Here is a 17,064-nt window from a genome sequence, read left to right on the forward strand (position 1 = left end):
TCGCAGGTCACGAGGGTTGCCCGGAGGGGCAGTGGCGACGGGTGCCGGGTGCCTGCGGGGTGCGTACGTGTCGGTGGAACATCAGTGCGGACGGAAGGCGGCGCGCGCCGCGTCGAAGGTGTCCCGCGCCCGCTCGACCTGCTCGATCGGCGCCGACAGCCACATGTCGTACATCCGGCCGCCCTCCGTCCAGCACAGGTCGAACGTCCGGCGCGCGCCGTTGCCGTCGGCGAAACCGTCGTACGTGAACTGCCACAGCGCGGCGGGCCGCCCGCGCTGCGTGGTCTCGGTGATCACGCCGTCCCGGTACCCCGGATAGACGCTGCCCGCCTTGGGACCAGCCAGATCCTGGTCCCGCAGCACCGCGTACGCGCCGCGCGGGTCGGGCGACTGCTCGCGCTCGCCGAAGCGGAAGGCGCGGTCGGGCGACCAGTAGTACACCCGCAGGACGCCGCTGCTGTCGCGCTGCGCGTCGCGTACGTATCCGGCGGGCAGCGCCAGCGAGAAGCCGGTCGGATCGGTGACGCGCTCGTACCCGGCCGGGAGGGCCGGGGTCGTCGGCGGGGGTGTCGTCGGGCTCGGCGTCGTGGGCGGCGGGGTCGTGCCCGTCACCGGCGCCGTGCTCGGCGGGGGCGACGCGGCGCGGGCGCCGCCGTCGTGCCGGACGACCAGCACCGCGGCCAGCGCGCCGCCCCCGACCGCGAGGGCCGCCACGCTCACGGCGGCGGCGAGGACACGGCGCCTGCGGCCCTTCGGGCGGGGGGTCGCCCGGCGCTCGGGCTCCGCGTCACGCGGGGGTTCGGCCGCCGGGACCACCGGTGCGTGCTGGGCGGGCGGCGGCTCACCGGTCTCCGCGTACGCCGTCAGCAGCGTCTGCGCCTGCGCCGCGCCCATCCGGCGGCCCGGGTCCCGGTCGAGCAGCGCCGTGACCACCGGCAGCAGCGGCTCCGCCGCCTCGGGCGTCCTGATCGTGTCGATCGCGACCGCGTGCACGATCTCGCCTATCGACTCGCGATGGAACGGGGACTCGCCGTCCACCGCCGCGCACAGCAGCGCGCCGAGCGACCACAGGTCGGACTCCGGGCCCGCAGAACGGCCCGACATCCGCTCGGGCGAGGTGTACTCCGGCGACCCCACGAAGGACCCGGTCTCGCTGATCGTCGCGCTGCCCGCGACCCGGGCGATTCCGAAGTCCGTCAGCACGACGCGTCCGGTGCCGCGCTCGATCAGTACGTTCGCCGGTTTCACGTCACGGTGCTGGACCTCGCTCGCGTGCGCCGCCCGCAGCGCGCCCGCCACGGCCGCGCCGATGCGCGCCGCCTCCCGCGGCCCCAGGGGGCCGTCCTGCGCCAGCACGTCCGCCAGCGAACGGCCGACCACCAGCTCCATCACGATCCACGGACGGCCGTCCTGCTCCAGCACGTCGTACACGACGATCACATGCGGGTGCCTGATCCTGGCCACGCTGCGCGCTTCGCGCAGTGCGCGGTCCTGGCCGCCCTCGGGCAGGTGCAGCTCCTTGACGGCCACCGGTCGGTGCAGCAGCTCGTCCTCCGCCCGCCACACCGTCCCCATCCCCCCGCGGCCGAGCCGCCCCGTGATGCGGTACCTCCCCGCCACCACATCCCGAGGCTCCGCCTCCGCCGTCCACCCCCCGTCGCTCCCCATACCCCCCAGGCTATCCACCCTCCCCACCCCGGCCCACCCTCCAGGGCTCCCGCCCCGAACGGCTCCTCCACGCAGGGCGTGTGCTTTCAGGGGCTCCTCCCCAGTGCGCCCCCCTTTGCGCAGGGCCTGTTCTTCAGGGGCGCGGGGAGCTGCGCGGCCCGCCCCCACCGGGCCTGTGGCCCGAAAACAACCGAACTGCCCTACCGGGACCGGCGACGACCCGCGGGAGCGTCGTGGCTTGTCGCGCCCACGCGGCGGCAGCCGCACATCGAATGCAGCCCCGCTCCCCTCACGGGGCCCACCTCTTCCGCCCGAGGACGGTGAGCCGATCCTTTCAGGGGCGCGGGGAACTGCGCGACCAGCCAACTGGCAGTGGCGCGGGCGAAGAACCGGCCCCAGCGGGGCAGACGCTGCTGTTTCGCGGCCACCGGCCGATGGGGGCGGACCCAGCTGCGCAAGGTGAACAGGCAGGGGCGCAGGCCCTTGGTGAAGGGGGCGCAGGGGCGGCGAGCCCCTGGCGTGGGGCGGGCGTCAGCTCGCCGCGTAGGTTTCGACGGCTTTGTCGAAGGCGCGCTGGACGTCGGCGCGGCGAGCGTCGGGCCCGCTGACGACGACGACGTGGTAGGAGCCGTCGATGACGACGGCGAGATTGAGGGCGTAGATCTGCGTGTCGTTGGCGTCGCGATAGCTGTACTCGCCCTCGGCGGCACTGTGCCCGCGCAGGTCGAGCGTGTGGAGACCGGACGCGGCGGACCAGGAGGAGCCGCGGAAGGCGGCCAGTTCGGGCTCTTCGAGCTGGTAGGCGAGCGGATCGCTGCCGTGGTCGGAGACCTTGTCACGGCCGGGCACGACGGTGAGCTGGAGGTCGCTGCCGGAGTAACGGACCTGCCCCTGACCGTTCTTGCCGGAGCGCTGCCACCCGGTGTGGACGGCGACGGTGAACCCGGCGGAGTCGGTCCGCATGACGAAGTCGCTGCCGAGGTCGGGCGGCGGCACCGCCGTACTCGGCGGCGGGGCCGGCTTCGTGGTGGCCGGCTTCGTCGTCGGCGCCGCGGTCGTGCGAGTGGGCGTGGGCGTCGGCTTCTTGCCGCCGCTGTGCCCGCCCGGCACCTCGGCCGGGACCGTACGGTCGCCGCCCTTGGCCCCGTTGTCCGAGGTGTCGCCGTTGCCGGGCATGACGAGCACCGCGTACGCGACGACGGCCGCGAGCACCACCAGGACCGCGATCAGCAGCCGCACGCCCAGCTTGCGCGGCGCCTCGTCGCCGCCGCGCGGGGGCCTGCGGTAGACGACCTCCTGCTCCTGGTGGATCTGCTCCTGCCGCATCTCGCTGCGCCGCGCCTGCTCGCGCTTGGTCTTGGTGACCCGAGCCTGCTTGCCGCGGGCGTGCCTGCGGTGCTGGATCCCGGCGATGTCGGCCTCGGCGGCGGCCTTGCGGCGGCGCCGCCGTACCAACTCGCCCTTGCGGCGCACGATCGGCAATTTGGCCGGATCCGTCGGCACCTGGACCATGTCGAGGCCGAGATCGGGCTCGGGCGCGGAGCGGATCAGCGACCGCAGCCAGCCGCCCAACTCCTCGGCCTCCGGCCGCTCCTCGGGGTCGGGGCGGAGCAGCGACTCGACGATCGGCCGCAGCGCCCCGCACTCCTCGGCGAAGGCGGGCGGCTCGGCGCACACCATCTGCACCAGTTCGGCGGCGCTCTCCTCGGGGAACGGCGGATGGCCCTGCACGGTACGGAAGAGCAGCGAGCCGAGCGCCCACAGGTCGGCGGCCGGGCCGACCGGCGGCGACAGCCGCCAGTTCTCGTGCACCTCGTGCGCCTGCTCCGGCGCCCAGCGCTCGGTGACGGCGCCGATGACGGTGATCCGGTTCTGCCGGGCCCGCTCCTGTTCGAGGGCGGACTCGGGGCCGTGCCACGACTGGTCCTCACCCGCGCCCGACAGGCCGCCGCCCGCGAGGACCTGGATGTGCTGCGGCACGGGGTCGTAGCCGCACAGCGCCTCCTGGGCGGCGCCCGCGGCGAGCCCGGCGAGCATCGCCCGGCCGTCGTCGCAGACCAGCACGGTGCTCGCGGTCACATTGCGGTGCGTCCAGCCGTACGCGTGCACGGCGCGCAGCGCGGTGAGCACGTCGGAGGCGACCTCGGCGGCGCGGTAGGCGTCCAGCGGCCGGTCGGCGAGTAACGCGGCGAGCGGCCGGGCGGACACCAGTTCGCTCGCGATCCAGAGACTGCCGCCCTCGATGAAGATGTCGAAGACCTGGACCAGGCGGGGGTGGTCGGGTATCGCCGCCGCCGCGCGGGCGGCCTCAAGGGCGCGCCGGGCGCTGTCGCTCAGCGCGTCCTGGTCGCCGTATCCCCGGTCGTCGCCCGGGTCCTCGGCCGTGACGACCTCGGGCAGCAACACCTGCCGGACCAGGACCTCCTGGCCGCTGTAGGTGTCAAAGGCGCGCGTCTCGACCAGTTCGAACTCGTCGGCGGGCGGCCGGGGCAGCCGGTACCGGTCGGCGAGCACGCGGCCCGCGTATTCGTCCACGACGCCCCCTCTCCGGCCCTTCCCGACCCGCTGCCATCCGTGCGGGAACCCTCGCCCGCACCCCACCTTGTACCCGAAGCGGTCCGATCCGAACGGAATCCGGCTGCGGACAGTCCACGCCTACTCACAATACGTGCTGCGCAAGGCTCATTTGGCCGGTTTGAAGGTAGCGAAGAAGGTCGTGAGGGCCTTGGTGCTGGCATCGCTGGTCCACGCGTCGGCCGGAGTCGTGAACATGATGGCGTACCCGTGCTTCGGGTCCGTCACCATGCCGCGATTCAGGACGTGTACCTGCTTACCCTTCACGTCCCGCTTGTACTCCCAGTCGGCCGCGTCGTACGAGCGGTACTGCGTCTGGGCCACCTTGAGTTCCTGGTAGCCGGGCATGGCGTTCCGGCCCGACTTGGCGCTCTTCGCCGCGTTCTGCCAGTCCTTGAGCGCGCTCGGCCCCGGCGAATGCGTCCAGTCCACGAGCAACTCGCTGCCGTCCGAGCCCCGGAACTTCGAGCCGCTGCCGTACCCGTTGTCCCCCACGCGCTTCCAGCCGTTGGGCAGGGCTATCGAGAATCCCTCGGAGTCGTCGTAGCGGTGGAAGCCCGCCGGTACGGCGTCCGAGCCGCCGCCGGCCGGCGGGGACGAGGCGGGGGTGGTCGGCGCGGAGGCCGAACTGTCCGGCGACGACGGCGACTTGCTGTCGTCCGTGCCGCCCTTGCTGTCGTCGTCGTTCTTCGCGCCGGTCGACGCGGACGCGGAGGCCCCGCCCTTCGGCTTCGACGCCGATCCGTTCCCGCCGTCGCCGCCACCGGAGTTGGCGAGTGCTATGCCGATCACCGTGCCCAGCAGGACGATCACGATCGCCGCGGCCACGATGACCATCGTGCGGCGCGGTACGACGTCCGTGAGCGACGCGCGCGGCGGGACGGGCGGCGGGACGGGGGCGCCCGGCTCAGGGGCGGCGGCCGATGTCGCGGGCTTCGCGGGCATCTTGGCGGCGGCGGCCTTGCGGACCGAGCGCAGCGCGTCGCGCACCCGGGCCTGGTCGGCGGCGGATTCGCGGGCGGCGATGGGGGTCCCCCCGCCGGAAACAGCGGGAGCGTCGGTCGGGGTGGGCTGGGGGTCCACGTTCAGCACGACGGTACGGGCGTCGGAGGTGGGCGGCGCGACCGGGCGTTCGGGGGCGTGCGCGACGGTGGACAGCAGGGCGTACGCGGCGTCGTGGTCCAGGCGTTGGGCCGGGTCCTTGACCAGCAGGCCCTTGATCGCCTCGGCGAGCGGCCCGGCGTTGGTCATCGGCCCGACCGGCTCGGTCATCACGGCGGTCAGGGTGGCGATGGCCGACCCCTTGTCGTAGGGCGGGCGACCCTCGACCGAGGCGTAGAGCAGCGCGCCGAGCGACCACAGGTCGGCGGGCGGGCCCGGCTTCTGGCCGCGCGCGCGTTCCGGCGAGATGTACGAGGGGGCGCCGACGAGCATGCCGGTGGAGGTGACGGAGGGGTCGCCGTCGATCTGGGCGATGCCGAAGTCGCTGAGGACCACGCGCCCGGCGCCGCGGCCCGCGGGATCCGAACCGCGGTCGGCGAGCAGGACGTTGGAGGGTTTCACGTCGCGGTGCAGGATGCCGGCGTTGTGGGCGGCCTTGAGGACGTCGAGTATGACGAGGCCGACCTCGGCGGCACGCTTGGGCGTGAGCGGGCCGTCCTCACGGATCGCGTCGGACAGCGAGCGGCCCTCGACCAGCTCCATGACGATCCACGGCCGGTCGTCCTCCTTGACCACGTCGAAGACGGTGATCGCGCCGGTGTTGCGGATCCGCGCGGTGGCCTTGGCCTCGCGCAGGGTCCTGGTGACCAGGCGCTGTTTCTCGTCCTCGTCGACGTTGCCGGGGAAACGCAGCTCTTTGACCGCGACGGTACGGCCCAGCGTCTCGTCGACGGCGCGCCACACCGTGCCCATGCCGCCTTTGCCGAGGACTTCGCCGAGGCGGTACCGGTCGGCGAGCACGCGTCCGTCGGTACTTTCGACCTCGCTCATGGCATCCCTCTGGAGTGCTGGACGTGTAAACACCCATCATCCCCGAACGGGGGACGCGGAAGCGAACCCGGCTTATGGGTTCGATAGCCGGAAACCGGCCACAGCGTTCGTGAACACCGGTCGGTAGGTGTCCCATTCGGCGTCCGGAGCCGACAGGTAGACCGCGTACTCACGACCACCCGGCTTGCCGAATCCGAGGTCGATCGCGTGGAACTTGCGGACCGAGCCCTGGAAGGTGAACTCCCACAGCGCGGCGGGCATCCCCAACTGCATGGTGCGGATCATCCGTTCACGGTGGTACTCGTCGACCTGCTCCTGGGTCTGCGGCTCCAGAGTCAGCCAGTGCTCGTACGGGTCGTCGCTGCCGAAGTCCAGCGAGCTGATCTTCAGGCCGATCTTGCCGGTCGGGTCTATGAAGTCGACCTCGTCGCCGTCGTTCTTGACCTGCCGCGTCCAGCCGTCGGGCACCGGCACCGCGTAACCGTGGTCGGCCTCGGTGACCAGGTGGTAGCCGTCGGGGACCGGCGGGGGCGGCGCCGTGGTGCTCGGCGTCGGACCGGCCGAGGACGCGGTGCTGGTGGGCGGTGTGCTGACCGGAGTGGTGGGGCCGGGGCCCGCGTCCGTACCTGAGCCGCCGTGGTGGATGACGGCGAAGGCGGCGCCCGCGGCCACGAGGGCGAGGACGGCGACGCCCGCGATCCACGCTCCGGTACGGCGGCGCGGCCGTTCGGGGCGGTGCGCGCCGGAGTGCGGGCCGGTGTCGGGGCCCGAACCGCCCGCGCCCGTACCGAAACCGGCGGCCGTTCCCGTACCGGTTCCCGTGGAGTAGGGCGGCGGGGGCCCGAAGGAGTCGGCGTAGGGAGGGGGGTGCGCCCCGCCGGGGGGCGGGGCGCCGGGTACCTGGGTCACGGTGGCGGTCCGGCCGTCGCCCGTGGGGTAGGTGAACCGGTCGGTGTCGACCTGCCCGGTGTCGGGTTCGGCCAGCGGAATCCGCAGCAGCCGCTCGGTCTCGGCCGCGGACAGCCGCTCGGCCGGTTCCTTGGCGAGCAGCCCGGAGATCACCTGGGTCAGCGCGCCCGCGTTGGCGGCCGGCAGCACCGGCTCCTCGGCGATGGCGTACGCGGTCTCGATCGCGGTCGGCCGCCGGAAGGGCGACTCGCCCTGGACGGCCTGGTAGAGGGTGGCGCCCAGCGCCCACAGGTCGGCCTCGGGTCCCGGCAGTGCGCCCCTGATCCGCTCGGGCGACAGGAAGTCGATGGAGCCGATGAGTTCGCCGGTCCGGGTGAGGGTGGAGGTGCCGGACGCCTGGGCGATGCCGAAGTCGGTGAGGACCACGCGCCCGCTGCCGTAGCCCTGTTCGGCGGAACCGCCCTCGACGGGCGCGCCGCCCTCGACGCCGAGCAGGACGTTGCCCGGCTTGACGTCGCGGTGCAGCACTCCTGCGCGGTGCGCGGCCCGCAGCGCGGCGACCATGCCGCGGCCGATCCTGGCGACTTCGGCGACCGGCAGCGGTCCGTGCTTCTTGAGCTGTTCGCCGAGCGTGACCGACGGGACGTACTCCATGACGATGGACGGCAGTCCCTCGTCGTCCACGACGTCGTGCACGACCACCACGTTGGGGTGGCTGATCCGGGCGGCGGCGCGCGCCTCGCGGCGGGTGCGTTCGAAGAGGGTGGCCAACTCGTCGTCGTGCATGTGCGGCTGGGGCGGGTGCAGCTTCTTCACCGCGACCTGCCGGCCGAGGAGTTCGTCCTCGGCCCGCCACACGGTGCCCATGCCGCCCCGGCCGATGCGTTCGAGCAGCCGGTACCGGCCCGCGACCAACCGCCCCTCGTCGGCCTGTCCCGTCATCTCGCGCCCTTCCGCCCGCTCCCCCGACGCGCGCCGCGTCTCCCCCGAGACGCACCGTGCCTAGAGGGGAACGATATCGGGCGCGCCGAGCCTGGCCGCATCCGCGGTCAGATCATCGGGCTGGAGCTGCGATTCGCGCTCGGCCTCCACGCGCTTCTCGTAGTACGCCACTTCCTTGTCGATCTGGTCCTTGTCCCAGCCCAGGACGGGTGCCATCAACTCGGCGGCCTCGCGGGCGCTGCGGGTGCCGCGGTCGAAGGTCTCGATCGAGATCCGGGTCCTGCGGGCCAGCACGTCGTCCAGGTGGCGGGCGCTCTCGTACATCGCCGCGTAGACGATCTCGGCCCGCAGATAGTCATCGGCCGAGGTCAGCGGGGCGCCCAGCGACGGGTCCTCGGCGATCAGCGCGAGCACCTCCTCGGCGAGCGAGCCGTACCGGTTGAGCAGGTGCTCCACCCGGGCGACGTGCAGTCCGGTGCGGGCGGCGGTGCGGGCGCGGGCGTTCCACAGCGCGTGGTAGCCCTCGGCGCCGACCAGCGGCACATCCTCCGTGCAGCACTCGGCCACCCGGTGGTCCAGGCCGTGCACGGCCTCGTCGACCGCGTCCTTGGCCATCACGCGGTACGTCGTGTACTTGCCGCCCGCGACCACCACGAGTCCCGGCACCGGGTGCGCCACGGTGTGCTCGCGCGAGAGCTTGCTGGTGGCGTCCGACTCCCCGGCCAGCAGCGGGCGCAGGCCCGCGTAGACGCCCTGGACGTCGTCCCTGGTCAGCGGGGTGGACAGCACCGAGTTGACGTGTTCGAGCAGGTAGTCGATGTCGGCGCTGGACGCCGCCGGGTGGGCCTTGTCCAGGTCCCAGTCGGTGTCGGTGGTGCCGATGATCCAGTGCCTGCCCCAGGGGATGACGAAGAGCACGCTCTTCTCGGTCCGCAGGATGAGCCCGGTGGTGGAGTGGATCCGGTCCTTGGGGACCACCAGGTGGATGCCCTTGGACGCGCGGACGTGGAACTGTCCGCGCTCGCCGATCAGCGCCTGCGTGTCGTCGGTCCACACCCCGGTGGCGTTGACGATCTGCTTGGCGCGGATCTCGTACTCGCCGCCCTGCTCGCCGTCCTGGACCCGCGCGCCGACGACGCGCTCGCCCTCGCGGAGGAAGCCGATCACCCGCGCCTGGTTGGCGACCTGCGCACCGTAGGAGGCGGCGGTACGCACCAGGGTGGTGACGAAGCGCGCGTCGTCGACCTGCGCGTCGTAGTACTGGAGCGCCCCGACCAGCGCGTCCTTGCGCAGCGCGGGCGCGACCTGGAGGGCGTGCTTACGGGTGAGGTGGCGGTGCACCGGCAGGCCGCGGCCGTGCGCGGAGGAGACCGACATGGTGTCGTACAGCGCGACGCCGGAGCCCGCGTAGAGCCGCTCCCACGCCTTGTGCTGCAAGGGGTAGAGGAACGGGACCGGCCGCACCAGGTGCGGGGCGAGGCGTTCCAGCAGCAGGCCGCGCTCCTTGAGGGCCTCGCGGACCAGCGCGAAGTCCAGCATCTCCAGGTAGCGCAGGCCGCCGTGGATCAGCTTGCTCGACCGGCTCGACGTGCCGGACGCCCAGTCGCGGGCCTCGACCAGACCGGTGGACAGGCCACGGGTGACGGCGTCCAGCGCTGTTCCCGCGCCGACCACCCCGCCGCCCACGACCAGCAGGTCCAGCTCGTGCTCGGCCATCCGGGCCAGTGCCCCGGCCCGCTCGGCGGGGCCCAGTGTTGACGTACGCATCCGTGTGCCTCCCATGGTGGCGGCGCTCTCGCGTGCCGCCGCGGTGGATAGCCCTCCACTCGATAGTGACCGCCACCGCCGCGAGCGGCCACCCTTGACCCGCCGTCGAGGGGGTGCCGGGGCGCGCCCGCGGTGCGGCGAGGCGGTGAACGCCCTGCGGGCAGGGCGTCCGGGCCGTCCCTCTCCTACCCAGCGATCCCGTGCCTCTTCTGCCCGTAACCCGGATGACTGCACGGCGCGCCGTGCAGTCATATCAGTCATTTGTCTGGTTAGCCTGATTTAAAGCCATCCGTGGAGCCATCCGTGGAGTCCCCGTGGTGGTCGCAAGGGAGAGGACTGAACCGCATGCCCGCAGACCTCGCAGTGCTCGGACTCGGCCGCACCGGACTTCCCCTCGCCCAGGCGGCGACCGCCGCGGGCGTCGGCGTCATCGGCTACGAACCCGACCCGGCCGCCGCGGCCGACATCAACGCGGGCCGCGTACCGCCGGGCACGCTCGCCGCCGCCGACCTGCGCCGGATGCTCGCGGGCGGCTTCCGCGCGACCGCGGACCCGGCGGTGCTCGGCCGGGTCAGGACCGCCGTGATCTGCGCGCCCACCCCGCTCGGCGAGGACCGCGCCCTGGACCTGACGGCGGTGTCCGCCGCCGCCCGCGCCCTCGCCGGGCACCTGCGCCCGCACACCACCGTCGTCCTGGAGTCGGCGGTCTACCCCGGCACCACCGAGGGGTTCCTGCGCCCGCTGCTGGAGGCCGACGGGCTGCGCGCGGGCCGGGACTTCCACCTCGCCTACTCCCCCAGCCGGCTCGACCCCGGCAACCGCGACTTCCACCTCGCCAACACCCCCAAGGTGATCGGCGGTTGCACCCCGGCCTGCACCGAGGCCGCCGCCGCCTTCTACGGCCGCTTCACCGAACGCATCGTGCGCGCCCGCGGCCCCCGCGAGGCCGAGGCGGTCAATCTGCTGGAGACCAACTACCGGCACGTCAACATCGCCTTCGCCAACGAGATGGCGGTCTTCTGCCACGACCTCGGCGTCGACCTGTGGGACGTGATCCGCTGCGCCGAGACCAAGCCGTTCGGCTTCCAGGCGTTCCGACCGGGACCCGGCGTCGGCGGCCCGGCCGCCGCCCTCGACCCCAACGCCGTCCCGCTCTTCGCCGCCATGCCCGCCCAGGGCCAGGTCCGCATGCTCGGCCACCCGCTGCGGATGGTCGAACTCGCCCAGGAGGTCAACTCCCGCATGCCGCGCTACGTCGTCCAGCGCGCCGCCGCGCTGCTCAACGAGCACGGCAAGTCCCTGCGCGGCGCCCGCGTCCTGCTGCTCGGCGTCACCTACAAGGCCGACCTGGCCTCCCAAGAGGGCGCCCCCGCCCGCGAGATCGGCACCCGGCTCATCGAACTCGGCGCGCAGCTCTGCTACCACGACCCCTACGTACCGCAGTGGCGCGTTCTCGACCGTCCGGTGCCGCGCGCCGACTCCCTGTGGGAGGCCGCCTCCGAGGCCGATCTGACAGTGCTGCTCCAGCACCACCGCACGTACGACCTCCAGGGTCTGGCGGTCAAGGCGCAACTCCTGCTGGACACACGGGGGGCGACGCCCGCGGGCGCGGCGGCGCGGCTGTAGCGGCCCGGCCCGGCGGGGTTCCCGATCCGCGTGTAGTGGTCATGTAACGACCGGAAGAACAACTTGTCCGATTGTCACCCCCTGCTGCTAGATTTCGGCGTCCATCGTCGAACGCCGTATCCCGGGGGACCCCATGAGCGCCAACTACCCGCCGCCGCAGCAGCCGCAGCAGCCCGGTGGCCAGAATCCGTACGGACCGCCGCCGGGCGCCGGATACGGCTACCCGCAGCAACCGCAGGCCCCGTACGGCCAGCAGCCCCAGGCGCCCTACGGTCAGCCGCCCCAGCAGCAGTGGGGCGCGCCGCCCGCGCCCGGCGCCTTCAACCCGGCCGCCTACCCGCCGCCGGCGCCGGTCGCCCGCCGCGACAACCCCGGACTCGGCTTCCTGGTCGGCCTGCTGGCCGCGATCGTCGCCGCGCTCGCGTACGGCGGCATCCTGCGCGCGCTGTCCAGCGACGACGGCAGCACCCACGAATTCCGGCTGATGGCGATCGGCGTCGGCGCGCTCGTCGGCCTCGCCGTGGGCAAGGCCGGCGGACGCAACCCGGCCCTGCCGTTCGTGGCCGTCCTGCTCGCGCTGTTCGCGGTCGTCTTCGGCGAGCTCTTCGGCGGCGCCCTGGTGATCAGCCACTACGTGTCGGGCCAGGGCGGCTCGATGCCGGTCACCGACATCTTCTTCCACCACTTCGGCGACCTGCTCGACTCGTGGAAGCATGACTTCAGCTTCATGCGCTTCCTCTTCCTCGCCTTCGCCGCGTTCATCTCCTTCGGCGTCGCGAAGCACGCGGGCGACAACTGACGACAACCGACCCGGCGCGGTGACGCGTACCGCGCCGTGACGCGATGAGGGGCCGTACCGCCTGCGCGGTACGGCCCCTCATGCGTTCTACGGCGTGTGCCGCCGGACAGGCCCTAGCGGTGGTGGGTCGGGGAGACCGTCACCTCGACGCGCTGGAACTCCTTCAGGTCCGAGTAGCCGGTGGTGGCCATCGAGCGGCGCAGGGCGCCGAAGAAGTTCATCGAGCCGTCGGGCGCGTGGGACGGGCCGAGCAGGATCTGCTCGGTGGTGCCCGCGGTGCCGAGGTTCATCCGCTTGCCGCGCGGCAGTTCGGTGTTGACCGCCTCCATGCCCCAGTGGAAACCGCGGCCCGGCGCGTCGGTGGCGCGGGCCAGCGGGGAGCCCATCATCACCGCGTCCGCGCCGCACGCGACCGCCTTGGGCAGGTCACCGCTGGCGCCGAAGCCGCCGTCCGCGATCACGTGCACGTACCGGCCGCCGGACTCGTCCATGTAGTCCCTGCGAGCGGCGGCGACATCGGCCACCGCGGTCGCCATCGGCACCTGGATGCCCAGCACATTGCGCGTGGTGTGCGCGGCGCCGCCGCCGAAGCCGACGAGGACGCCCGCCGCGCCGGTCCGCATCAGGTGCAGCGCCGCCGTGTACGTGGCGCAGCCGCCGACGATCACCGGCACGTCGAGTTCGTAGATGAACTGCTTGAGGTTCAGCGGCTCGTGCGAGCCGGAGACGTGCTCGGCGGAGACCGTGGTGCCGCGGATCACGAACAGGTCGACGCCCGCGTCCACGACCGCCTTCGAGAACTGCGCGGTGCGCTGCGGCGACAGCGCGGCGGCCGTCACGACGCCCGCGTCCCGGACCTCCTTGATCCGCTGCCCGATCAACTCCTCGCGGATCGGCGCCGCGTAGATCTCCTGGAGGCGGGCCGTCGCCCGGGTGTCGTCCAGCTCCGAGATCTCCGCGAGCAGCGGCTCCGGGTCGTCGTACCGGGTCCACAGCCCTTCGAGGTTCAGCACCCCGAGGCCGCCGAGGTTCCCGATCCTGATCGCCGTCTCCGGCGACACCACCGAGTCCATGGGCGCCGCGAGGAACGGCAGCTCGAAGCGGTACGCGTCGATCTGCCACGCGATCGAGACCTCCTTCGGGTCCCGGGTGCGCCGGCTCGGCACAACGGCGATGTCGTCGAACGAGTACGCCCTGCGGCCTCGCTTGCCCCGACCGATCTCGATCTCTGTCACGTCCTGCGCCTTTCTTTTGACCTGCGGCCCCTCAGTATCCCCGCTCGGCCCGCGGGCGGCCCGTGCCCCGTCGGGGATGCGCCCCGGCGCGCTGCCTCGGCACAGGACCTGTGCCCCGTAGGGGCGCGAGGACTGCGCGGCCCGCCCCCACCGGCCGGTGGTCGGGACACCACCGAACTGCCCCTCCGGGGCCGGTGGTGACCTGCGGGAGCGTCGTGGCCGAGCGCGCAGTTCCCCGCGCCCCTGAAAGGACCGGCGTACCGCACGGGGAGAAGAACCGCCCGGGGCCGCCGCCCCTAGGAACAACGTCCTGCGCGGGGCGGACGCACAGGGGCCGCGGCCCGGAAGAACGGTCCTGCGCAAGTGCGGTGTCAGCCGTGGTAGTTGGGGGCCTCTACGGTCATCTGGATGTCGTGGGGGTGGGACTCCTTGAGCCCGGCGGCGGTGATGCGGACGAACCGCCCCTTGGACTCCATCTCGGAGACGGCGGCGGCGCCGACGTAGCCCATGGTCTGCCGGAGACCGCCGATGAGCTGGTGGAGGACGGCGGACAGCGGTCCGCGGTACGGCACCTGGCCCTCGATCCCCTCGGGCACGAGCTTGTCGTCGGAGGAGACCTCGGCCTGGAAGTAGCGGTCCTTGGAGTAGGAGCGGCCCTGGCCGCGGGACTGCATGGCGCCGAGCGACCCCATGCCCCGGTAGGACTTGAACTGCTTGCCGTTGATGAAGAGCAGCTCCCCGGGGGACTCCTCGCACCCGGCGAGCAGGCTGCCGAGCATGACGCTGCTGGCGCCCGCGGCGAGCGCCTTGCCGATGTCGCCGCTGTACTGGAGGCCGCCGTCGCCGATGACCGGCACCCCGGCCTCGATGCACGCCTGCGCGGCCTCGTAGATCGCGGTGACCTGCGGGACGCCGATGCCCGCGACGACGCGGGTGGTGCAGATGGAGCCGGGTCCGACACCGACCTTGACGCCGTCGACACCGGCGTCGATGAGGGCGCGGGCGCCGTCACGGGTGGCGATGTTGCCGCCGACCACGTCGACCCCGCCGACGCTGGACTTGATCTTCGCCATCCAGTTCAGCGCGTTGCTGTTGTGGCCGTGCGAGGTGTCCACGACGAGGAAGTCGACGCCCGCCCCGACCAGCGCCTGGGCGCGGTCCAGCGCCTCGGGGCTGGCGCCGACGGCGGCGCCGACCAGCAGCCGACCCTCGGAATCCTTCGCCGCGTTCGGGTACTGCTCGGCCTTGACGAAGTCCTTGACGGTGATGAGCCCGCTCAGCTTGCCGTCGGCGTCGACCAGCGGCAGCTTCTCGATCTTGTGGCGGCGCAGCAGCGCCATCGCGTCGACCCCGGAGATCCCGACCTGGCCGGTGACCAGCGGCATCGGGGTCATGACCTCGCGGACCTGGCGGGAGCGGTCGCTCTCGAAGGCCATGTCGCGGTTGGTGACGATGCCGAGCAGCCGCCCGGACGCGTCGGTGACGGGCACGCCGCTGATCCGGAACTTCGCGCAGAGCGTGTCCGCGTCGGCGAGCGTCGCGTCGGGCCTGACCGTGATCGGGTCGGTGACCATGCCGGACTCGGACCGCTTCACCAGGTCCACCTGGTTGACCTGGTCCTCGATCGACAGATTGCGGTGCAGCACGCCGACGCCGCCCTGGCGGGCCATCGCGATGGCCATCCGGGCCTCGGTGACCTTGTCCATGGCGGCGGACAGCAGCGGGATGTTCACCCGGACGTTGCGGGAGATGAGGGAGGAGGTGTCCACCTGGTTGGGCAGCACCTCTGACGCCCCCGGAAGCAGCAGCACATCGTCATAGGTCAGCCCGAGTGTGGCGAACTTCTCAGCTACTCCGTCGGCGTTCAGCGTCATGACACCTTCCCGAATGGTCTTGCCCGGCGAGTTGTTCAATGGTAGTGGCTTCGCCGCTATTCCCATGACGCCCTCGGCCGGGCCCGTACGCCCGTACGGTTACCAGCGGTCAGATCACGCGCGGTCGGGCTCGGTGCCGGGCCCGGTGCGGGACCCGACATCCGTTTCCCGCGCGTCCTACGCCGAGAGACCCGGCGCGTCCCCGGCTGCGGGCGCTCCCGCCGTCTGTTCCGCGATGGCGCGCAGCCGGCTGAGCGCGCGGTGCTGCGCCACCCGTACGGCCCCCGGCGACATGCCGAGCACCTGGCCGGTCTCCTCGGCGCTCAGCCCGACGGCGACCCGCAGCAGTACCAACTCGCGCAGGTGGTCAGGGAGGTTGTCGAGCAGCTTCTTGGCCCAGGCGGCGTCGCTGTTGAGCAGCGCGCGCTCCTCGGGGCCGAGCGAATCGTCCGGTTTCTCCGGCATCTCGTCGGACGGTACGGCGGTGCTGCCGGGCCCGCGCATGGCAGCCCGTTGCAGATCGGCGACCTTGTGGGCGGCGATGGAGACCACGAAGGCCTCGAACGGCCGCCCCAGGTCGCGGTAGCGGGGCAGGGCGCACAGCACCGCGAGACAGACCTCTTGGGCGAGGTCGTCGACGAAGTGCCGGGCGTCGCCCGGAAGACGGGACAATTTGGTGCGGCAGTACCGCTCGGCGAGCGGGTGGACATGCGCGAGCAGGTCGTGTGTCGCCCGCTCGTCGCCGTCGACTGCGCGCCGGACAAGGGCACCGATGGCCGGAGTGTCGTCGTCGCGCATCCACCCATGGTGCCTCGCCGCGGCACGATCCGCGTCATCGCGGCCGTACTTCTGCACCGAAGCGTTATGAGCGGCCGAACCCGACGCTGTCATCTCCGCCATGTGAGGCCCTCGCCGATCCCCGAGGAAGTCCATACGTCAAGCATGCGTCCTCCCCCGGGAAACCGAGGACTTGTGGGCGACTTCGCCGGAACGGCCGCCCTCTCGGGCGTACGACACGACGGCTCAGCGAACCAGGCCCCAGCGGAAGCCGAGCGCCACGGCGTGGGCCCGGTCGGACGCGCCGAGCTTCTTGAACAGCCGCCTGGCGTGCGTCTTCACGGTGTCCTCGGAGAGGAACAGCTCGCGGCCGATCTCGGCGTTGGAGCGTCCGTGGCTCATGCCTTCGAGCACCTGGATCTCGCGGGCGGTGAGGGTGGGCGCGGCGCCCATCTCGGCCGAGCGCAGCCGCCGCGGTGCGAGCCGCCAGGTGGGGTCGGCGAGCGCCTGCGTCACGGTCGCCCGCAGTTCGGCGCGCGAGGCGTCCTTGTGCAGGTAGCCGCGGGCACCGGCGGCGACGGCCAGCGCCACGCCGTCCAGGTCCTCGGCGACCGTGAGCATGATGATCCGGGCGCCGGGGTCGGCCGACAGCAGCCGCCGTACGGTCTCGACGCCGCCGAGGCCGGGCATGCGGACGTCCATCAGGATCAGGTCCGACCGGTCGGCACCCCAGCGGCGGAGGACTTCCTCGCCGTTGGCCGCGGTGGTTACGCGCTCGACACCGGGCACGGTGGCCACCGCGCGGCGCAGGGCCTCTCGGGCGAGCGGGGAGTCGTCGCAGACGAGGACAGAAGTCATGACCGCCCTCCGCAGCTGAACCGCGTCACGTTGTGCCTCCAGG

At 72.7% G+C, this 17,064-nt stretch carries 11 protein-coding genes; 2 read left to right on the forward strand and 9 right to left on the reverse strand.

The features are described 5' to 3' along the window. Positions 1 to 81: 81 nt before the first annotated feature. The 5 genes from ACFZBB_RS18515 to ACFZBB_RS18535 all read right to left on the reverse strand — a co-directional run bounded on the left by ACFZBB_RS18515 (position 82) and on the right by ACFZBB_RS18535 (position 9,852). Positions 82 to 1,668: a protein kinase gene (locus tag ACFZBB_RS18515; protein WP_391123542.1), complete on the reverse strand. Its 1,587-nt coding sequence runs from the start codon at positions 1,666 to 1,668 to the stop codon at positions 82 to 84. A 531-nt stretch (positions 1,669 to 2,199) separates the two neighbouring features. Then, entirely contained in the window at positions 2,200 to 4,203 is a 2,004-nt protein-coding gene (locus tag ACFZBB_RS18520) for a protein tyrosine kinase (RefSeq protein WP_391123545.1), read from the reverse strand. 147 nt (positions 4,204 to 4,350) lie between these two features. After that, positions 4,351 to 6,234 (reverse strand): protein kinase, encoded by a 1,884-nt coding sequence (locus ACFZBB_RS18525; RefSeq protein ID WP_391123547.1) that lies wholly within the window; start codon positions 6,232 to 6,234, stop codon positions 4,351 to 4,353. 72 nt (positions 6,235 to 6,306) lie between these two features. Then, positions 6,307 to 8,085 (reverse strand): protein kinase, encoded by a 1,779-nt coding sequence (locus ACFZBB_RS18530; protein ID WP_391123549.1) that lies wholly within the window; start codon positions 8,083 to 8,085, stop codon positions 6,307 to 6,309. A gap of 60 nt (positions 8,086 to 8,145) precedes the next feature. Beyond that, positions 8,146 to 9,852 carry a glycerol-3-phosphate dehydrogenase/oxidase gene (locus tag ACFZBB_RS18535; protein WP_188281981.1) on the reverse strand — a complete coding sequence of 569 codons (1,707 nt, stop codon included), beginning with the start codon at positions 9,850 to 9,852 and terminating at the stop codon, positions 8,146 to 8,148. Between the two features lie 345 nt (positions 9,853 to 10,197). Between ACFZBB_RS18535 and ACFZBB_RS18540 the strand changes: the two genes are divergently transcribed. Together ACFZBB_RS18540 and ACFZBB_RS18545 are read left to right on the forward strand one after the other, a co-directional pair. Continuing rightward, a complete protein-coding gene (locus tag ACFZBB_RS18540; protein WP_355336803.1) occupies positions 10,198 to 11,478 on the forward strand; it encodes a nucleotide sugar dehydrogenase in 1,281 nt (426 codons plus the stop codon). Positions 11,479 to 11,611: 133 nt separating this feature from the next. After that, positions 11,612 to 12,277 carry a hypothetical protein gene (locus ACFZBB_RS18545; protein WP_391123551.1) on the forward strand — a complete coding sequence of 222 codons (666 nt, stop codon included), beginning with the start codon at positions 11,612 to 11,614 and terminating at the stop codon, positions 12,275 to 12,277. A gap of 113 nt (positions 12,278 to 12,390) precedes the next feature. Here ACFZBB_RS18545 and ACFZBB_RS18550 read toward each other — a convergent pair whose 3' ends face one another. The 4 genes from ACFZBB_RS18550 to ACFZBB_RS18565 form a co-directional block, all read right to left on the reverse strand. After that, on the reverse strand, positions 12,391 to 13,512 hold the full coding sequence (locus tag ACFZBB_RS18550) for a GuaB3 family IMP dehydrogenase-related protein (protein ID WP_355336800.1): 1,122 nt from the start codon (positions 13,510 to 13,512) through the stop codon (positions 12,391 to 12,393). 371 nt (positions 13,513 to 13,883) lie between these two features. Further along, complete coding sequence (guaB, locus tag ACFZBB_RS18555) at positions 13,884 to 15,386, reverse strand: IMP dehydrogenase (protein ID WP_391123553.1); 1,503 nt, start codon at positions 15,384 to 15,386, stop codon at positions 13,884 to 13,886. A gap of 177 nt (positions 15,387 to 15,563) precedes the next feature. Then, on the reverse strand, positions 15,564 to 16,184 hold the full coding sequence (locus ACFZBB_RS18560) for an RNA polymerase sigma factor ShbA (protein ID WP_391123555.1): 621 nt from the start codon (positions 16,182 to 16,184) through the stop codon (positions 15,564 to 15,566). 225 nt (positions 16,185 to 16,409) lie between these two features. Continuing rightward, positions 16,410 to 17,021 (reverse strand): response regulator transcription factor, encoded by a 612-nt coding sequence (locus tag ACFZBB_RS18565; RefSeq protein ID WP_003948568.1) that lies wholly within the window; start codon positions 17,019 to 17,021, stop codon positions 16,410 to 16,412. Positions 17,022 to 17,064: the final 43 nt, after the last annotated feature.

Source organism: Streptomyces sp. NPDC008139 (genome assembly GCF_042957025.1).
In the GTDB taxonomy this organism is placed as follows: domain Bacteria; phylum Actinomycetota; class Actinomycetes; order Streptomycetales; family Streptomycetaceae; genus Actinacidiphila.

Excerpts from the sequence above, each read along its gene's own strand:
- ACFZBB_RS18545 (WP_391123551.1), top strand. The coding sequence starts at position 11,612 with ATGAGCGCCAACTACCCGCCGCCGCAGCAGCCGCAGCAGCCCGGTGGC.
- ACFZBB_RS18565 (WP_003948568.1), bottom strand. The coding sequence starts at position 17,021 with ATGACTTCTGTCCTCGTCTGCGACGACTCCCCGCTCGCCCGAGAGGCC.
- ACFZBB_RS18560 (WP_391123555.1), bottom strand. The coding sequence starts at position 16,184 with ATGCGCGACGACGACACTCCGGCCATCGGTGCCCTTGTCCGGCGCGCA.
- ACFZBB_RS18535 (WP_188281981.1), bottom strand. The coding sequence starts at position 9,852 with ATGCGTACGTCAACACTGGGCCCCGCCGAGCGGGCCGGGGCACTGGCC.
- guaB (WP_391123553.1), bottom strand. The coding sequence starts at position 15,386 with ATGACGCTGAACGCCGACGGAGTAGCTGAGAAGTTCGCCACACTCGGG.
- ACFZBB_RS18540 (WP_355336803.1), top strand. The coding sequence starts at position 10,198 with ATGCCCGCAGACCTCGCAGTGCTCGGACTCGGCCGCACCGGACTTCCC.
- ACFZBB_RS18515 (WP_391123542.1), bottom strand. The coding sequence starts at position 1,668 with ATGGGGAGCGACGGGGGGTGGACGGCGGAGGCGGAGCCTCGGGATGTG.
- ACFZBB_RS18530 (WP_391123549.1), bottom strand. The coding sequence starts at position 8,085 with ATGACGGGACAGGCCGACGAGGGGCGGTTGGTCGCGGGCCGGTACCGG.
- ACFZBB_RS18525 (WP_391123547.1), bottom strand. The coding sequence starts at position 6,234 with ATGAGCGAGGTCGAAAGTACCGACGGACGCGTGCTCGCCGACCGGTAC.